The sequence below is a fragment of the Variovorax sp. OV084 genome, from assembly GCF_900111625.1.
Classification (GTDB): domain Bacteria; phylum Pseudomonadota; class Gammaproteobacteria; order Burkholderiales; family Burkholderiaceae_C; genus Variovorax.
On record NZ_FOII01000022.1, the window covers coordinates 1 to 15,253 of the forward strand.

Below are 15,253 nucleotides of genomic sequence, written 5' to 3' on the forward strand. Positions count from 1 at the left end.
GCGCGCTCACGCACCTCGGGTGAGAACTTGTTCGATTTCTTCATGGCTCAATCCTCTCAGAGTGTTGAGCCTCCACAAAAGCCGGGGCGATTCAGGAGCGACCGACCGCTCCAGGCCGAAGGGTACCGGATGACTGCTGACCTGAAGCTGATGTCGCTCTGGCCCAGAGAACTACGAACACCTGCATTCCGTCGGCCCCGTGCCGCGCATGCCGGCCGTTTGCTCCCAGCGGTAGATGCTGACCAACGATCCGTTCTTCCCCAGTGTGGCGCAGTGCTCGATACAACCCTGATCAGGCGACTGCAGCAAACTGACGCAATACATGGTGGCCGCAATCAACGCCATGAAAGCGCCAAAGCCGAATGCGACCTGGAGACCGAGTGGGATGAAATGCTTGCGGATCATGACTTCCTGTCGTTTGAACTGAGCGGCCAAGCCGTTGGAGGTCCGCTTGATCGAATGTCCGCTATTAAGACCTGATTTCGTATGACTGGTTTTGGCGGCGGATCAACCTACTGCCAGAACTTCCATGAGGATTTGGGAGTCGCTCGGACCTTCTCGGGTCGCTTGTAGTTCGCATTGAACTTCCATGTCCCACCTTCTTGATAGAACTCGATAGTCGATTCCAACCAGGCTTCGCCGTGCTCCTGAAAAACCGCCCAGTACTGCTCGCAGAGCTGCGCAAGGTCTTGGGAGATGCTCGCCTTGTCGTCCGACTGGTCGTTTTTGAGCCCGTAGTTGATGCGGTGACCGTCGCAGTCAATCGTGAGCACGCCGCGGGTCCAAGATTCGGGCGAGCAGCGAATCGCCTCATGCAGAAGTGAAGTGAGGGCCTCGCTGTATTTGTCTAGCTTGTCCGTCATGCCTTGATTGCCCGGGATGTTGGCCGCCACCGACCGATTGGCGATTGTTGACGCGCCTTTAGTTGGCGTGCACGCGCTTCAACGGGTTCAGTTCCAAGTTGGCCCGAAACTGTCGTGTAATCGCCTCGAACGTCGGCTTCCAAGCGAATTGGGCCTCATCGGTGAATGTCAGGTGATGGCCGAATGTAGCTGGATAGGTCGCCCGGACAAAGGAAGCGAAGCGGAAGCTCACATCGTCGAGAAGCAGTCGTTCAACCACGCCAGCCGGTAGGCGATGGAGATGACTGCTTAAGAGTTTGACCAGCAAACTTCGAGAGTGGCTGAATGAAAGCCTGGTATAGGCCAGCGCTTGCCTTCAAACCGGCTCGCAAGAGCCAGAAAGGCTTCAGTAGCCCGAAATATCGCACGCCGCCGAAATGTGGCATCGCGTAGAAGGTAAGCAGCGTTAGAAATTTCGATCTTGAGGTTGACGAATTGAGGGTTGACCCCGGAGCGTAAGGGATGGCTATCCAGTGCGACTTTCCCTGCGTGATAGTCTAGGTCCCACGCATGCCAGATGGCTTCCATTTCTACAACACGACTCAGAAGAGTGGCATCGACTGGCGCGAGGTCAAAAATTCCAGACCGAGGCGTAGAACTACTTTCATGAAGCCAAAAGTAGTGTGGCATGCCTGCGAAATCGGCAACCCCTTCCCATGGCAATTCGACCTCTCCGTCATAGTCAAAGTAGCTATAAACGCGTTCGGCCATCAAAGTCTCCGTGCCCCAAAATGTCGACTCCTGGCCGCATTGTGCCGGCTCGGCGAGCGACCGGTTCTGGCCGGGTCCCGGCATAGCTAGCGCTGCTCCAGCTGAGCAAGGGTGCGTTTCGCCAACACCTCGATGTCGCGCGGGGAGGTTGGGGCCAATGCGAGTTCTCCAAGGATTGCTTTCGCTTCGGAGGTCCTCTTCTGTTCGTGAAGCAGCAGGGATTTGTTCAAGAGTAGAAAACCTCGAGTTTCTTCGTCCGGACGGGCCTTCAAACCGCTTTCTAGCAGCGCTAAACGCCTACCGAGGTCGTCTTCCAGCATGGCAGCGGTCTTCCACGCTGGCGCAAATCCCGGAGTCGCCTTGGTCATAGCTTGCGCGGCCTGCCTTACCTTCTGCTTGTCGGCTTCCCATTCAAGGGAAACGTAGCTGAGATATGTCCCACTGGGAAGCTCGCGGTTCAGCTCCATCCGAAGCGCGTGAACCGCCGTCTTGGCAGTGAAGAATCCTCTCGGAGCCATTTGGTCTACGCGTCGGTAGTATTCATACGCAGCGCCGAAGTCCTTCTGAAGCAGGAAGGTGAAGGCTGCGTCGTACAAAGGATACGGCCAGGTCGGAGCAATCTTTGATGCTGCAGCGAAATGTGCCATCGCCGCGCGATGGTCGCCTCGTTGCCCCGCCGCTCGGCCGAGGGCGTGTTCTTTTCTCGCTTCTTCACTGACAGGAGTGATGGACGCGATTTCCCAGGTGAAGTTGCCGCTGGCCTCGACTAGGTCGCTCTTCTTGAGAACGCGGCCTGCCTTGTCTTTGAAGACAACTTCGTCTGCCGCTATAGCGAGCCACGGCGAAAGCAGTGGAAATATCAGGGCAAGTTTCGCGAACGACGAGGGTTTCATCAAATGCATGGGTCACGTTAGGAGATGCGACGGAATGTCTGTTCTTGGCCGGTGGCCGTCATCCTACCGAAGGCGCTAGGTGCCCGAAAGGCAGGATATTTCAGTCCTCGTCCTCGTCTTCTTGGGATGGCGCTCGCTCGATAACCCACTTCTCGTCCGGTCCCGCACGAGTGGCCTGGAATCCGGGCTCTAGGTCGGCGAGTTCAACGATCGCTGGATCGATTTCCAGGACATGACCGAGACCAGCGAGAGCAAGGCCTTCCAACTCTCCACTTACTCCGTCCAGAAACTGCCACCCGTGATCGTCCTCGTCATGTGAAACCAGCAAGATCGGCCTGCTTCGATTCAAGACGCTTTTCGAGAAGACCGTCGCGCAGTTGCGGGGCTGATCGAATGGCCATTTCATGATGTCGGCGGTATTTCCTGATGGGCTTGTAGGTCCGGGTGCCGTTCCCGGCCTCAAGCCTGTGGCACAACTCGATTTCGACATCGGACTAACCGTCATCCCTTGTTCTATCCCTGTCGCCATCAGGCACATCGAATTGATGATGCGCCTTGATCTGGTCGTAGCAATGCGAGCACACAACGGTGTAGTCGGTGAATGCGATAAAGCGCTCGGTCTTGTCCTCTTCCTGCAGATAGACCAGTTCACATGCATAGCACCAACCCTGCTTGTCATCAGGGTTGTCATTGTTTTCGATGAAGCCCAATGGAGTGCCGCGGTTCTTGATCAGATGGCCGCACACCGAAGCAAGTGATGCCCGTCCATGATGCGGGCAGTTGATTTCGAGCTCGTCGTTCATTGCTTCAATTGCACGATGACTGGCGTGATATGGATGGAGATGCGCAGGGACGGTAATTCATGGGCATCGTGTCGTTGATGCGGTTCCGGACGACGGCCGACTGTAGCCGAAGCCATCGGTATCGCCGGACAGATCAGTCGTTGCCGTTTTCTTGAAGCTTCGCTATCGCCTTGCTCTCTAACTGAACGCCGCCGAGCGGACTTCTTTAGCTACACAGACTCCCGCACCGCCGCCCGCGCACAAACCAAGAACGGCTCAATCAACGGACTATCCCAATCGCTCCGCCAGCAAGCCGCAATCTCCATCCGCGCATCGACATTGCGCAAAGCCCTGAACACCACCCCGGGCGGCCGCCCGATCTGCGCGCAGGCGGGCAATATCGCCACGCCCTTCCCCGCCAGCACCAGCGCCAGTGCCGACACCATCGTCTCGACCCGCTGCGCAATCGGCATGCTCACGTCATGCCGACGCAGCAGCGACGCGACGACCGATTTGTCTACGTCGCCCTCGGGCATGGGCAGCCCGATGAGCGGCAGGCCCGAGAGGCGCGCCAGCGGAATGCTGGGCAGCCGCGCAAGCGGTGAATCGGAGCGCACCGCAAGCATCAGCGGCTGGCTGCCGATGCGCTCTGCCGCAATGCCCGCCTGCGCAATGGGAGGAATGCAGATGGCCACCGACACATCCGAGTTGGTGAGGGCCGATACGTTGTTGACGGCGTTCAGCTCCGCATACTGGATCTCCACCTCGGGCAGCCTGCGCCGCAATTCGTTTTCGAGCCGCGGCAGCACCAGGTAAGACAGCACGACCATCGTGCCGATGGTGAGCCGGCCCCGGCTGCCCGAGCCGACGGCGCGCGCGGCGTCGAAGCCTTCGTTGGCCAGCAGCAGTGCCTCTTTCGCGCGCCGAAACAGTGCATTGCCCGCATCGGTTATTTCCATGCCGTGCGCTGCCCTGCGAAAGAGCGGCGTGCCCACCGCCGCCTCGAGGTTCTTGATGTGAACGGACAGCGGCGGCTGCGCCATGTTGAGCCGGCGCGCGGCCTTGCCAACGCTGCGCTCCTCGGCAACGGCCACGAAATAACGAAGGGTTCGAAGGTCTGGGGTAGCCATACGCTGTGCATATGCCTTTTCTGGAAAACAGTATTGGACGACTTGTTGCGGCGCATCAATCATTTGCGCCATGAAAAACTTTCCCGTCCTTCTTCCAAAGTCCGAGATCTGCGAGATGCCAGCAACAACCATGCGCAGGCTGGTCGCGCAGCGCGAGCTCTCGCCGGTGGAGATCGTCGAAGAGGTGCTGCGCCGCGCCGATGCGCTGCAGCCGCACCTGAACTGCTTCATCACGCTGTGCCATGAACAGGCGCTGCAGCAGGCCAGGGAGGCCGAACAGGCGCTGATGCGCGGCGAGGCTTCGGGCCTGCTGCATGGCCTGCCCTTCACGGTGAAGGACATCGTCGATACGGCGAACGTGCGCACCACCTACGGCTCTTTGCTGCACCGCGACCATGTGCCCACGAAAGACGCGGTGGCCGTGGCGCGGATGCGCGAGGCCGGCGCCATCCTCATCGGCAAGACCACCTCTTCTGAATTCGGCGCCAAGTGCCTGACCGATGCGCCGCTGTTCGGAAGCACCCGCAACGCGTGGAATGCGTCGCGCACGAGTGGCGGCTCCAGCGGCGGTGCGGCGGCGGCGATGGCGGCGGGCATCGCGCCGCTCGCCATTGCCACCGACGGCGGCGGCTCCACGCGCATTCCCGCCGCGTGCAATGGCGTGGTCGGCCTGAAGCAGAGCCTGGGCGTGGTGCCCCACAGCCAGGTGCAGGACGCGTTCGGCAACTACACCTACGTGACGCCCACCACGCGCAACGTGGCCGACACGGCACTGATGCTGCAGGCCATGACCGGCGCGCACGGGTCCGACCCGTGGTCGCTGGGCGTGCCGGCCCAGCGCTACTTCGACGACCTGCAAGCCGGCGGCGACCTTCGCGGCAAGCGCATTCTTTTCTGCGCCGCGCCGGTGGGGCGACCGATTGCGGCGGACGTTTCATCTGCCTTCGAGGCCGCTCTTGCAACGCTGGAGTCGATGGGTGCCGTGCTGGAACCGATGTCGGGCGAAGGCTTCGACGTGGAGCCTGTGTGGCGCGTAATCAACCACACCAGCTGGCGCGGCCGCTTCGCGCCCATGGCTGCGGCGCATGGCGACCAGATGAGCCCGTCGCTGCTGAAGCAGCTTGCACTGGCCGAGCATGTGGACGGCGTTGCGTTCCAGCAGGCCATGTTCGCGCGGACCGCGTTGTTCCGCGAGGTGCAGGCGCGTCTGGAGACGCACGACTTCATCTTCACGCCCACGCTCTCGCGCACGGCCCTGCCCATCGACCAGGACCTGTTCGGCAGCATCGAGATCGACGGCAAGGAATACGCCGAGGTGCGCGCGAACTGGTTCCCCTGGACGATGCCGTTCAACCTCACGGGTCACCCCGCGATCAGCCTGCCCTGCGGCGCAGACCGCGAGGGCCTGCCCATCGGCATGCAGCTGGTCGGGCGCTTCCGCGAAGACGGGCAACTGCTGCAAGCCGCTGCCTCGTTCGAAGCGGAGCACTGGCCGGCGAATCCGCTGCCGGTCGTGGCTTTCTGAAGCCACCACCCCTTTTTGCCCTTTTCTCTCTTCCGATTTTTCAACCAGCAGGTAGCCACCATGACCTCGTTCCTGAAGACACTCGTGCTCGGCGCGTCGATTGCCCTGGCCGGCATCACCGCGCACGCCGACAACGCGCCCGTGCGCCTCATCATCGGCGTTCCGCCGGGTGGAGCGCTCGACAACCTGGCACGCTCCATCGCCGAAGAATTGCGCGGCTCGCTCAAGGAGCCCGTTCTGGTGGAGAGCCGCCCCGGTGCGTCCACGCGCATTTCCATCGAGGCGGTGAAGGCCGCTCGACCCGATGGCCGCACGATCCTCATCGGCGCAACACCGCCCTTCGTGCTGTTTCCGATGACCTATGCGCGGCTGAACTACGACGTCGACAAAGACTTCATTCCCGTCGCGCATCTGGCCAACGTGCCCAGTGTCGTTTCCACCGGCGCAGACCAGCCGTACAAGACGATTCCCGAATATGTCGCGTGGATCAAGAAGAACCCCGCTCAGGGCAGTGTGGGCATAACAAACCTCGGCGGCGGCCTGCACTTCAGCGTGTGGCAGCTGTCGAAGGCCATCGGCGTGCCGCTCACGGCCGTCTCTTACCGGGGCGGCGCTCCGCTGGCGACGGACATCATCGGCGACCACGTGCCGCTGGGCGCCGACGCGCTGGCCACGCAGCTGGAGCTGCACCGCTCGGGCAAGCTGCGCATCCTTGGCGTGGCGGGCACGAAGCGGCTGAGCTGGCTGCCCGATGTTCCGACCCTCAAGGAAGCGGGCTACGACGCCTTCGACCGTGCCAACGCATCCTATGCCGCCTTCGTGCCGGCGGGCACGCCGAAGGACGTTGTCGCGAAGCTTGAAAAAGCCTTCCTGGGCGCAATGCGCAGCCAGCAGGTGCGCGGCCAGCTCGACCGCATGGGGCTCGACGCAACCGGGCTGCCCGGCGCCGAGGTGACGCGCCTCATGAACGAGGACCGCGAGTACTGGCGGCCCATCGTCAAGGCTTCGGGCTTCAAGAGCGATGAGTGACACGGCGGCGGAAGACGAGGAAAGGGCCGCGTGGGCGGTGCTCGTTGTTGCAAGCCTGGGTGCGTTTCTCTGCTTCCTGAACCTCAGCGCGCTCAACGTGGCGCTTCCCTCGGTGGCGCGCAGCCTGAACGCTTCGCCATCGCAGGCGAGCTGGATCCTGCTGTCTTACATGCTGGTCAGCACAGTCTGCATCCTCAGCTTCGGGAGGCTGGCTGATCTGTGGGGGCGGCGGCGGCTCTTTCTTGCGGGGCTGGGGCTTTTTCTGATTGCGTGTGCGGCCTGTGCGGCCGCAACGAGCTTCGGCGCCATGCTGTTCTTTCGCATCTGCCAGGCCGTGGGTGCGGCTGGCGTCATGGCCAACTCCAGCGCATTGGTAGGCGATGCCTTCGGCCGCAGGAAGGTGGGCCTGGCGCTCGGCGTACTCGCCATGGTGGCCGCGCTTGCGCAGGTCGTGGGGCCGCTGGCTGGCGGCTTTGTCGTGTCGTGGTGGGGCTGGCGCGTTCTCTTTGTGCTGAACGTGCCTGTCGGGCTTTGCGTGCTGGCATGGTCGTGGCGGGTTCTGCCGAAGAGCGCGGCAACGGCCAAGGCCGAGCGCTTCGACCTGGCCGGTGCCCTGCTGTCATTCGCCGGCATCGGAGGCGTGATCTATGCGCTCTCGATGGTGGGAACGCGCGGCTGGGCGAGCACGCCGGTATGGGCCTTCATGCTCTCAGGCGTCTGCGCCCTCCTCTTGTTCGCCAAGGTGCAGCAGCGCACGGCGAGTCCCTTGGTCGACCCGGCGTTGTTCAGGGACTCGGGGCGTCGCACGGCGTACGCAGGCATCCTGCTTCTGTCGATGTCGCAGGCTGCGCCACTGCTGCTCGTGGCCCTGTATCTCCAGGCTTGCGCGGGGCTGGCGCCATCGGAGGCGGGCATGCGCATCGCGCCGGTCGCGCTGGGGATGCTGATGGCCGCTCCTACAGCCGGCAGCCTGATGCGGCGCTTCTCGCCCGCAGCCATCTGCGTGGCGGGCATGCTGCTTGCCGCAAGCGCGCTGGCGCTGTTAGCGGCCATGCTGCAGCCGGCCATCGGCGCCGGGCAACTGGCCACATGCCTGTGGATGCTGGGCCTGGGCATCGGGAGCTTCGTGACGCCCAACAACGCGTCGATTCTGCAAAGCGTGGTGCCGCAGCGCCGGGGCATCGCGAACGGCGTGCGCTCGACGCTGCAGAACACCGGAATCATGATGGGAACGGCCTTGGCGTTGAGCGTGGCGACGGCCGGTCTGCCCTACAGCTCGCAGCTCATGATTCTCGGGAATGGCGGTTCAGGGCTCTCGGGCGTCGATGTCGCTGCATTCACTCAAGGGGCGAGAAATGCTTTCGCGATGCTCGCCTGTCTTTGCCTTGCAGGTGCGGCGCTGATCCCGAACTGGAAGCCGTAGAACCACGCAATGTGATTTTGGGTCTGCTACGATGCCGCTCGCGGGAAAACAGCCTCCCGTTCTGCAAAGTCAGACGGTGTCCCGTCCAAGCGCTGGTGACTCACAACGGAGCTATCCGTGGACACCGCCTTTCCTGACGCACCCATTGCGCTTGCCGCGCCACCCCAGCCGATCTCTCTCATCGAAGCCCCTGCGCTTCTGGCTGTGAAAACCCGATGAGCACCACTTCCGCATCTCGCCCACGCATGGGTTTCGCGCGCCTGCTGCCTTCCGGAGTCGATCCTGGCGCATTGCCCTTGCTCGCGGCGCGGGGGCTTCGCGCCTTCGGGGACGGGTACATGGCGGTACTGCTGCCGGCCTATCTGCTGTCGATCGGACTCGGGACGCTGGAGGTAGGCATCGTCAGTACCGCGACGATGCTGGGCTCGGCGCTGGCCACGCTCGCGGTCGGCGCTTGGGGATACCGCTTTGCTGGCGGTCGGCTGCTGCGCGGCGCTGCTTTGCTGATGGCCGCTACGGGCCTGGGCTTTGCGGGCCTGTCCTCGTTCTGGCCGTTGTTGGTGGTCGCGCTGGTCGGCACGCTCAACCCCAGTTCCGGCGACGTCAGCGTGTTTCTTCCGCTTGAGCACGCCCGCCTGGCAGCGGCGGCACAAGGCCATGCACGAACAGCATTGTTTGCACGCTACAGCCTCCTGGGTGCCCTGTGCGCAGCCTTGGGCGCGCTGGCCGCCGCCGTACCGGACTGGCTGGTTCGGCACAGCGAGCTCGCGCGGCTCGACGCGCTGCGCGGGATGTTCGTGGTCTACGCGGCAATCGGGCTGATCGTCTTCTGGCTCTATCGGAATCTGCCTGCCCACGCCGGAGCCAACAACGCGGACAGCCTGCCCGTCGCGCCGACACCCCTGGGGCCGTCGCGCCGCGTCGTGGTGCGATTGGCGGCACTCTTCAGCGTGGACGCGTTTGCCGGCGGACTGACGGTCAACGCGCTGATGTCGCTGTGGCTGCTGGAGCGATTCGGCTTCTCGCTGACCCAGGCCGGCGTGTTCTTCTTCTGGACCGGACTGCTCAGCGCAGCGTCGCAGCTCGCTGCACCGCTGGTCGCCCGACGCATCGGGTTGCTCAACACCATGGTCTTCACGCACCTGCCGGCCAACGTCTGCCTGGTGCTGGCAGCGCTGGCGCCAAGCCTGCCCGTCGCGCTGGGCCTGCTGATGATCCGCAGCGCACTCTCGTCGATGGATGTGCCAACGCGAACGGCCTACGTGATGGCGGTCGTGACGCCAGCGGAACGCAGCGCCGCGGCGAGTTTCACCGCCGTGCCGCGGAGTCTGGCCGCAGCCATCAGCCCGACGCTCAGCGGCGCCCTGTTCGCGGCCGGATGGATCTCGTTGCCGCTAGTCGCATGCGGGTTGCTGAAGATTTCCTACGACCTTGCGCTCTGGCGTGCCATGCGACGGGATCGACTCGACGAGGGGTAGCCGCTCGGCCCTGATTGCGAAGAACAGGCGTGCCGTGGCTTTCAGGGAAGCTTCGCGATCACCTTGATCTCGAACTTGAAGCCGTAGAGCCACGTCACGCCGATGCCGGTCAGCGTTGGATGCGGCGCGCTGCCCCAATAGTCCGGCAGCACTTTCCAGACCGTGTCGAAGTTCGATTCCGGGTCGACGATGAAGACGGTCACGTCGACCACGTCGTCGAAGGTGCAGCCCGCGGCCCCGAGGATCCCGTTCAGGTTTTCGAACGCGAGCCGCACCTGCGCCTCGAGGTCGGGCTCCGGAGAGCCGTCTTCGCGGCTGCCGACCTGCCCTGAGACGAACAGGAAGCCGTTGGAGCGGACTGCCGGCGAGTAGCGGTTCTTTTCATAGAGCGCCTGGCGCCCGGGCGGGAAAACGACGTCGCGTTTGGCCATGAGTTGCTTCTTCCTTCTTTGATGGCGATGAAGGGACTTTAGGCAGCCGTGCTTCTCCGATAAACGGGCAAAGCCAACAATCACTGTTTGCAGAACCCAAACAATCGTCGGATCAACAGGAACAGCGGGCATGGATCGTTTTGACGCAATGCAGGCATTCGCCCGCGTGGTGGAAGCAGGCAGCTTCACCAAGGCGGCCGAGACACTGCACATGAGCAAGACCAGCGTGACGCAGCTGGTGCAGCAACTGGAGGCAAGGCTGCGCGTGAAGCTGCTCAACCGCACGACGCGCAAGGTGAACGTCACGGCCGACGGGGCGGCCTACTACGAGCGCGTGGTGCGCCTGCTGGCCGACATGGACGATGCGGAGACCAGTCTGTCGAGCGCCTCGGCGTTGCCCCGCGGACGGTTGCGGGTGGATGTGCCCAGCCCGCTGGCCCGCATGATCCTGGTGCCGGCAATGCCGGCGTTTCACGCCCGCTACCCCGACATCCAGCTCGACATGGGCGTGAGCGATCGCATGGTGGACGTGATCGGCGAGAACGTCGATTGCGTTGTGCGCGGCGGCGAGCTCACCGACCAGTCGCTGATGGCGCGCCGCGTGGGCGACCTGCAGCTGGGGGTTTACGCGGCGCCGAGTTATCTGGAACGCGCAGGCATGCCTTCACACCCGCGGGAGCTGGAAGACACGCATCACCGCATCGTGGGCTTCCTGTGGTCGCGCAGCGGCAAGACCTTTCCGTATGCCATGCGCCTCGGCGACGAGAGCATCGAAGTGCAAGGCCGCTATGTGCTGTCGGTCGATGACGGCAACGCTTACCTCGCGGCCGGGCTGGCGGGCATGGGGGTGCTTTGGCTGCCGGACTACATGGCCGAACCACATCTGCCGAGCGGCGAGTTGGTGCCTCTGTTCGAAGGCTGGCAACTCGATCCGATGCCCTTGTACGTGGCGTTTCCGCCGAACCGGCATGTCAGCGCCAAGCTGCGGGTGTTCATCGATTGGGTCGTCGAGCTGATGGCACGCCACGCGCCTGTCGACGGCCGGGGTGATGTCAGGCCGCGACGGTAACGCCGTTGCGCTCGAGCACCGCCAGCAGTTTTGGAATATCGGGCGGCCCGGCCGGGATCTCGTGGTCGACGGCGGCGAACATCTGGGCGGCCAGCGCGTTCTGCCCGGTGATCTCGAGCATCTGCCCGCCACCCTTGCCGTAGTGAAAGCCGTGCACCGTGCCGCGCGGTACGTGCACGAGCGTGCCGGGCCGGCACATGTGGGCAGCACCGTCGCAGAGAAACTCGACCTCGCCGCCGAGCACGTAGAAGGATTCGTCCCAGTCGTGGCTGTGCGGCGGCGGCCCGGTTCCTTCGTCACCCCGCTGCAGGGTGATGCCATAGCTTTGCGTCGCCGCGTTCGATGCCAGCACCGTCACCTTCGTGCCGAGCACGTTCAGAGGAAGTTCACGCCGGTCGGGCGTCAAGACAAAGTACGGAATCGTCATGGTCAAGTCCTCGGGAGTGCGAGCGCGATTCTGCGCGCCCGCACTCCAGGAGACATATGCCGATGCTCCGGATGCAGCCTTTTCATTCCGTTACCGACGGTGGACCCTGCGTCTTCGACGACCTCAGGGTGCGCGAACCGGCGTGACCTTGCGGATCAGGTTGCCGAAGGTGTCGGCCACGTACAGATTGCCGGCAGCATCCACCGTCACCCCGTAAGGCTGCTTGAACGTGGCAGCCGCGCCGATGCCGTTCTGCGCGCCCAGCACACCGGGCTGGCCGGCGAGCGTGGAGACCACGCCTGCCGGCGTGATCTTGCGCAGCAGGCTGTTGCCTGTGTCGGCCACGTAGACATTGCCGTCGCTGTCCACCGTCAAGCCGCCGGGCCTGCTGAAAGATGCCGAGCTGCCGGCCCCGTCGGTCGCGCCAACCTGGCCCGAACCGGCCAGCGGCATGACCACGCCGCCGGGCGTGATCTTGCGGATCCGGTTGTTGCCGCTGTCGGCAACGTAAATGTTGCCGGCCGCGTCAGTCGCTATGCCGTAGGCCTGCCCGAAAGATGCCGCAGTCCCCGTGCCGTCGGCGAAGCCTGCAGTGCCCGAGCCGGCCAGCGTGGTGACGTCCTCGGCAGGCGTGATCTTGCGGACAACGGCGCCGATGAATTCGAGCACATAGATGTTGCCGTCGGCGTCCGTAGCCACCGACGAAGGGGTATTGAACGTGGCAGAGGTGCCGTGGCCATCGAGCGACCCGATGGCCCCACTGCCCGCGATCGTGATCACGTCGGCCGCGGGCGTGATCTTGCGGATGCGGTTGCCGCCGAATTCCGCAGCATAGGCATTGCCCGTGGAGTCCAGCGCAAGACCGGACAGGCCCGAGAACGAGGCTGCAGTGCCGTTGCCGTTTTGCGAAGTACCGCTGCCGCCACCGCCCGCAAATGTCGTGACATCGCCAGCGGGCGAGATCTTTCGCACAAGGTTCGTTGCCGTATCCGACACGAGCAGGTTGCCGCTCTTGTCGACGACCACGCTGTACGGGAGATAGAACGATGCGGCGGTACCGTTGCCATTGACCGAGCCGGGAGTGCCGGACCCAGCGAGCGTGGACACCTGCGCCACCGCCGCCGAGCAGGCGACCGCCACGTCGCCGATGTCGGCCGAGGCTTTGCCGCTGCCCTTGGTCACGGTGCAGAACTGCCACAGGGGCTGGGTGCGCACGCTGACCTCGTAGGCCGAACCTTCGGTGAGCGCGGCGGCAAAGGTGAACTTGCCGTCGGCCGTGAGTTTCAGGTCGTCGCCCGCATTGTTCTGGAGCACCAGGCTGCCGGTGAGGCCGGTGACGGTGCCGCCGACCGTATGCGTCACGACGACGGGGGTCTGGGGTTGCGCCGGCGCGACGATCGGCACGAAGCCCGAGCCGCCGCCACCCCCACCGCCGCAGGAAGCCAGCAACACGATCGCACTGGCCACGGCACCGCAGCGCCCGTAAAAACTCACTCGATTGGAAAACATCCACTGCCCTCTTTGGTTTTGTCGATTCACGAAGAGAAACCCGCGCTCCAGCCGAAGTGCTACCGGCGGTTTCAAATCGTTGATTCTTGTTAACTATTTGTTTCTTCACCATCACCGGAACTAGGTAGATGGCGGAGCTAGGCACGGCTGCGCCCGCCCGCGCGGCGCCGCGGCGGCGGGCAGAGTCTTCAGGACCGCGAGGCGGACACTTCGCGCAGGCGCTGATGCGCAGCACCATCCCACGCCACGGGCTGCTGGTTCTTCGCGCTCAGATAGTGGTGCGTGAACACCACCAGGTAGGCATCCAGCGTCTGTTCGGCGGCATGCTCGCCTGCGAGGTTCATGCACATCGCGGCCACCTCGCTGGTGCAGAAATGGTCGTCGCGACCCGAGTTGCGCAGCTTGTACTGCGTGATCTGCTCCGGCTGCAGGCTCAGCACCGGCAGCCGGTCGAGGTAGGGGCTCCTGCGAAACATCTTGCGTGCCTCGGCCCATGTCGCGTCGAACAGGATGAAGAGCGGGCGTTTCGCGGTGCCGCTGCTGGTCGCCTCAGGCGACGGAACGGCCAGAACCACGCGCTCGGGCACCGCGTACTGCCCCGGGAACACCACGTAGGGTTGCCATTGCGGGTCGTTCAGCAGCGCCAGCAGCGCGGGATCGGTCTCGGTACGGGCCCAGCCGAAGGCGAAGGTATCGGCCACCACGTCGGCGACCAGCCAACCGGTGTTGGTGGGCTTGAGCGGCTCGATGTCGGCCATGAGCAGGCACACCCCCGCGCGCGTTGCCACCGAAGGGCGCACGGCGCACATGCAATGGCTGGGCACCAGGCGGCAGCCCGCGCAGCGCTCGCGCTTGAAGCCACCACGGGCGAGAAAGGGCTTGGCGCTTCGCGCCAGGCGGGCGGCGCGAAGGAGGGAGACGGCGTGGGGCATGCGCCGATTCTCGGTCCCACCGGAATCCGTAGAAATTACACATTCGCGCCGATAGAGGCTCTGGCAGGCCCTGCGCTGGGGGAAAATCCATTGCATACAAAGGCAATACACCCATAACGCCATGACACTCGACGAACTCTTTGCCAATGACGAGTCGCTCCCCACCGTGCCGAAGGTGGTGTCCGACCTGATTGAGATGCTGCGCGACGACGACGTGCCTTTCGCGGCCATCGCGCATCGGATCGAGCTTGACCAGGTGCTCGCGGCCAGGGTGCTGCAGATGGTCAACTCGCCGTTCTTCGGGCTCCGGCGAAAGATTTCCTCGATCCAGGGCGCGATCCTGATGCTCGGGCTCTCCGCCATCCGGTCATTCGTGGTGAGTTCGGGTCTGTCGGGCGCCTTCCGGAAGGTGGACGGAGTCAACCTTCCGGCCTTCTGGGCCCACAGCTTGCGCGTGGCGTCGGTCTCGAGGTATCTGGCTTCGAAGACCCGGCACGTCGACCCCAACCTGGCGTTCACCGCGGGCAGCATGCATGCCATCGGCCACCTGATCATGGCGCAGGCAATGCCCGATCGCATGGCCGCGCTGAATGCCGTTCACCCCTTGGACGCGCTGGGGCGCGCGCAACTCGAGCTTGTCGAATTCGGGTATCACTACGGCGACGTGAGTGCGTCCCTGGCGCAGCGCTGGGGCTTCGCTCCCGACCTCGTCGGTGGGCTTTCGAGCTTCGTGAGCCCGGCAAAGTCGGAACATGCCGATGCGCTCGGCGGCATTCTTCATCTGGCCGTGTGGCGCGTGGCACTGGAGCGCCAGGGCGTGGACCTGAGCAATATCGGCGGCTTCTGGCCGAGCCAGTCGGCGCTGGCCGTCGGTATCACCGAGGACATGGTCCAGGAAATGCCGGCGCCGCGTGAGCTTGCTGCGGACCTCGAATCGATGATCGCCTGACGGAAGGAAGACATGGGCGGCCCGGATGGCCGCGGCACGCGGACCATGCGAACATCCGCGCCC

Annotated in this window: 17 protein-coding genes; 7 read left to right on the top strand and 10 right to left on the bottom strand. The window is 63.9% G+C overall.

Features of this window, described 5'->3' with window-relative positions; translation table 11 throughout:
* A partial coding sequence (locus tag BMW87_RS35395) for a hypothetical protein (RefSeq protein WP_218149790.1) occupies nt 1-480 on the top strand: 480 nt, incomplete at its 5' end.
* A 32-nt stretch (nt 481-512) separates the two neighbouring features.
* Here BMW87_RS35395 and BMW87_RS30360 read toward each other — a convergent pair.
* The 6 genes from BMW87_RS30360 to BMW87_RS30385 all read right to left on the bottom strand — a co-directional run bounded on the left by BMW87_RS30360 (nt 513) and on the right by BMW87_RS30385 (nt 4,490).
* On the bottom strand, nt 513-893 hold the full coding sequence (locus BMW87_RS30360) for a hypothetical protein (RefSeq protein ID WP_143062631.1): 381 nt from the start codon (nt 891-893) through the stop codon (nt 513-515).
* A gap of 258 nt (nt 894-1,151) precedes the next feature.
* Nucleotides 1,152-1,613, bottom strand: coding sequence for a hypothetical protein (locus BMW87_RS34865; protein ID WP_143062632.1), 462 nt, complete (start codon nt 1,611-1,613; stop codon nt 1,152-1,154).
* Between the two features lie 86 nt (nt 1,614-1,699).
* Nucleotides 1,700-2,515, bottom strand: coding sequence for a hypothetical protein (locus BMW87_RS30370; protein ID WP_256216982.1), 816 nt, complete (start codon nt 2,513-2,515; stop codon nt 1,700-1,702).
* A 91-nt stretch (nt 2,516-2,606) separates the two neighbouring features.
* Entirely contained in the window at nt 2,607-2,912 is a 306-nt protein-coding gene (locus BMW87_RS30375) for a hypothetical protein (protein WP_093081447.1), read from the bottom strand.
* 88 nt (nt 2,913-3,000) lie between these two features.
* Nucleotides 3,001-3,309: a hypothetical protein gene (locus BMW87_RS30380; RefSeq protein WP_093081450.1), complete on the bottom strand. Its 309-nt coding sequence runs from the start codon at nt 3,307-3,309 to the stop codon at nt 3,001-3,003.
* 209 nt (nt 3,310-3,518) lie between these two features.
* Nucleotides 3,519-4,490 (bottom strand): LysR family transcriptional regulator, encoded by a 972-nt coding sequence (locus BMW87_RS30385; RefSeq protein ID WP_256216983.1) that lies wholly within the window; start codon nt 4,488-4,490, stop codon nt 3,519-3,521.
* 43 nt (nt 4,491-4,533) lie between these two features.
* On the opposite strand from BMW87_RS30385, the gene BMW87_RS30390 reads away from it, so the two are divergent.
* From BMW87_RS30390 to BMW87_RS30405, 4 genes are all read left to right on the top strand, one after another.
* A complete protein-coding gene (locus tag BMW87_RS30390) occupies nt 4,534-5,943 on the top strand; it encodes an amidase (protein ID WP_256216984.1) in 1,410 nt (469 codons plus the stop codon).
* Between the two features lie 60 nt (nt 5,944-6,003).
* Nucleotides 6,004-6,972: a tripartite tricarboxylate transporter substrate-binding protein gene (locus BMW87_RS30395; protein WP_093081457.1), complete on the top strand. Its 969-nt coding sequence runs from the start codon at nt 6,004-6,006 to the stop codon at nt 6,970-6,972.
* Nucleotides 6,965-8,395, top strand: coding sequence for an MFS transporter (locus BMW87_RS30400; protein WP_093081460.1), 1,431 nt, complete (start codon nt 6,965-6,967; stop codon nt 8,393-8,395). The genes BMW87_RS30395 and BMW87_RS30400 overlap by 8 nt, the downstream gene beginning before the upstream one ends.
* 215 nt (nt 8,396-8,610) lie before the next feature.
* On the top strand, nt 8,611-9,873 hold the full coding sequence (locus BMW87_RS30405; RefSeq protein ID WP_093081462.1) for an MFS transporter: 1,263 nt from the start codon (nt 8,611-8,613) through the stop codon (nt 9,871-9,873).
* A gap of 41 nt (nt 9,874-9,914) precedes the next feature.
* On the opposite strand, the gene BMW87_RS30410 is transcribed toward BMW87_RS30405, so the two are convergent.
* A complete protein-coding gene (locus BMW87_RS30410; RefSeq protein WP_093081464.1) occupies nt 9,915-10,304 on the bottom strand; it encodes a RidA family protein in 390 nt (129 codons plus the stop codon).
* Nucleotides 10,305-10,434: 130 nt separating this feature from the next.
* Here BMW87_RS30410 and BMW87_RS30415 point away from each other — a divergent pair, with 130 nt between their 5' ends.
* Nucleotides 10,435-11,373, top strand: a complete 939-nt coding sequence (locus BMW87_RS30415) for a LysR family transcriptional regulator (RefSeq protein ID WP_093081466.1) — start codon at nt 10,435-10,437, stop codon at nt 11,371-11,373.
* On the opposite strand, the gene BMW87_RS30420 is transcribed toward BMW87_RS30415, so the two are convergent.
* From BMW87_RS30420 to BMW87_RS30430, 3 genes are all read right to left on the bottom strand, one after another.
* On the bottom strand, nt 11,357-11,800 hold the full coding sequence (locus BMW87_RS30420; protein WP_093050504.1) for a cupin domain-containing protein: 444 nt from the start codon (nt 11,798-11,800) through the stop codon (nt 11,357-11,359). The two genes, BMW87_RS30415 and BMW87_RS30420, sit on opposite strands and share 17 nt — an antisense overlap.
* 123 nt (nt 11,801-11,923) lie before the next feature.
* Complete coding sequence (locus BMW87_RS30425; RefSeq protein ID WP_093081469.1) at nt 11,924-13,309, bottom strand: NHL repeat-containing protein; 1,386 nt, start codon at nt 13,307-13,309, stop codon at nt 11,924-11,926.
* A 188-nt stretch (nt 13,310-13,497) separates the two neighbouring features.
* Nucleotides 13,498-14,241: a tRNA-uridine aminocarboxypropyltransferase gene (locus BMW87_RS30430; RefSeq protein WP_093081472.1), complete on the bottom strand. Its 744-nt coding sequence runs from the start codon at nt 14,239-14,241 to the stop codon at nt 13,498-13,500.
* 121 nt (nt 14,242-14,362) lie between these two features.
* On the opposite strand from BMW87_RS30430, the gene BMW87_RS30435 reads away from it, so the two are divergent.
* Nucleotides 14,363-15,190: an HDOD domain-containing protein gene (locus tag BMW87_RS30435; protein ID WP_093050513.1), complete on the top strand. Its 828-nt coding sequence runs from the start codon at nt 14,363-14,365 to the stop codon at nt 15,188-15,190.
* Nucleotides 15,191-15,253: the final 63 nt, after the last annotated feature.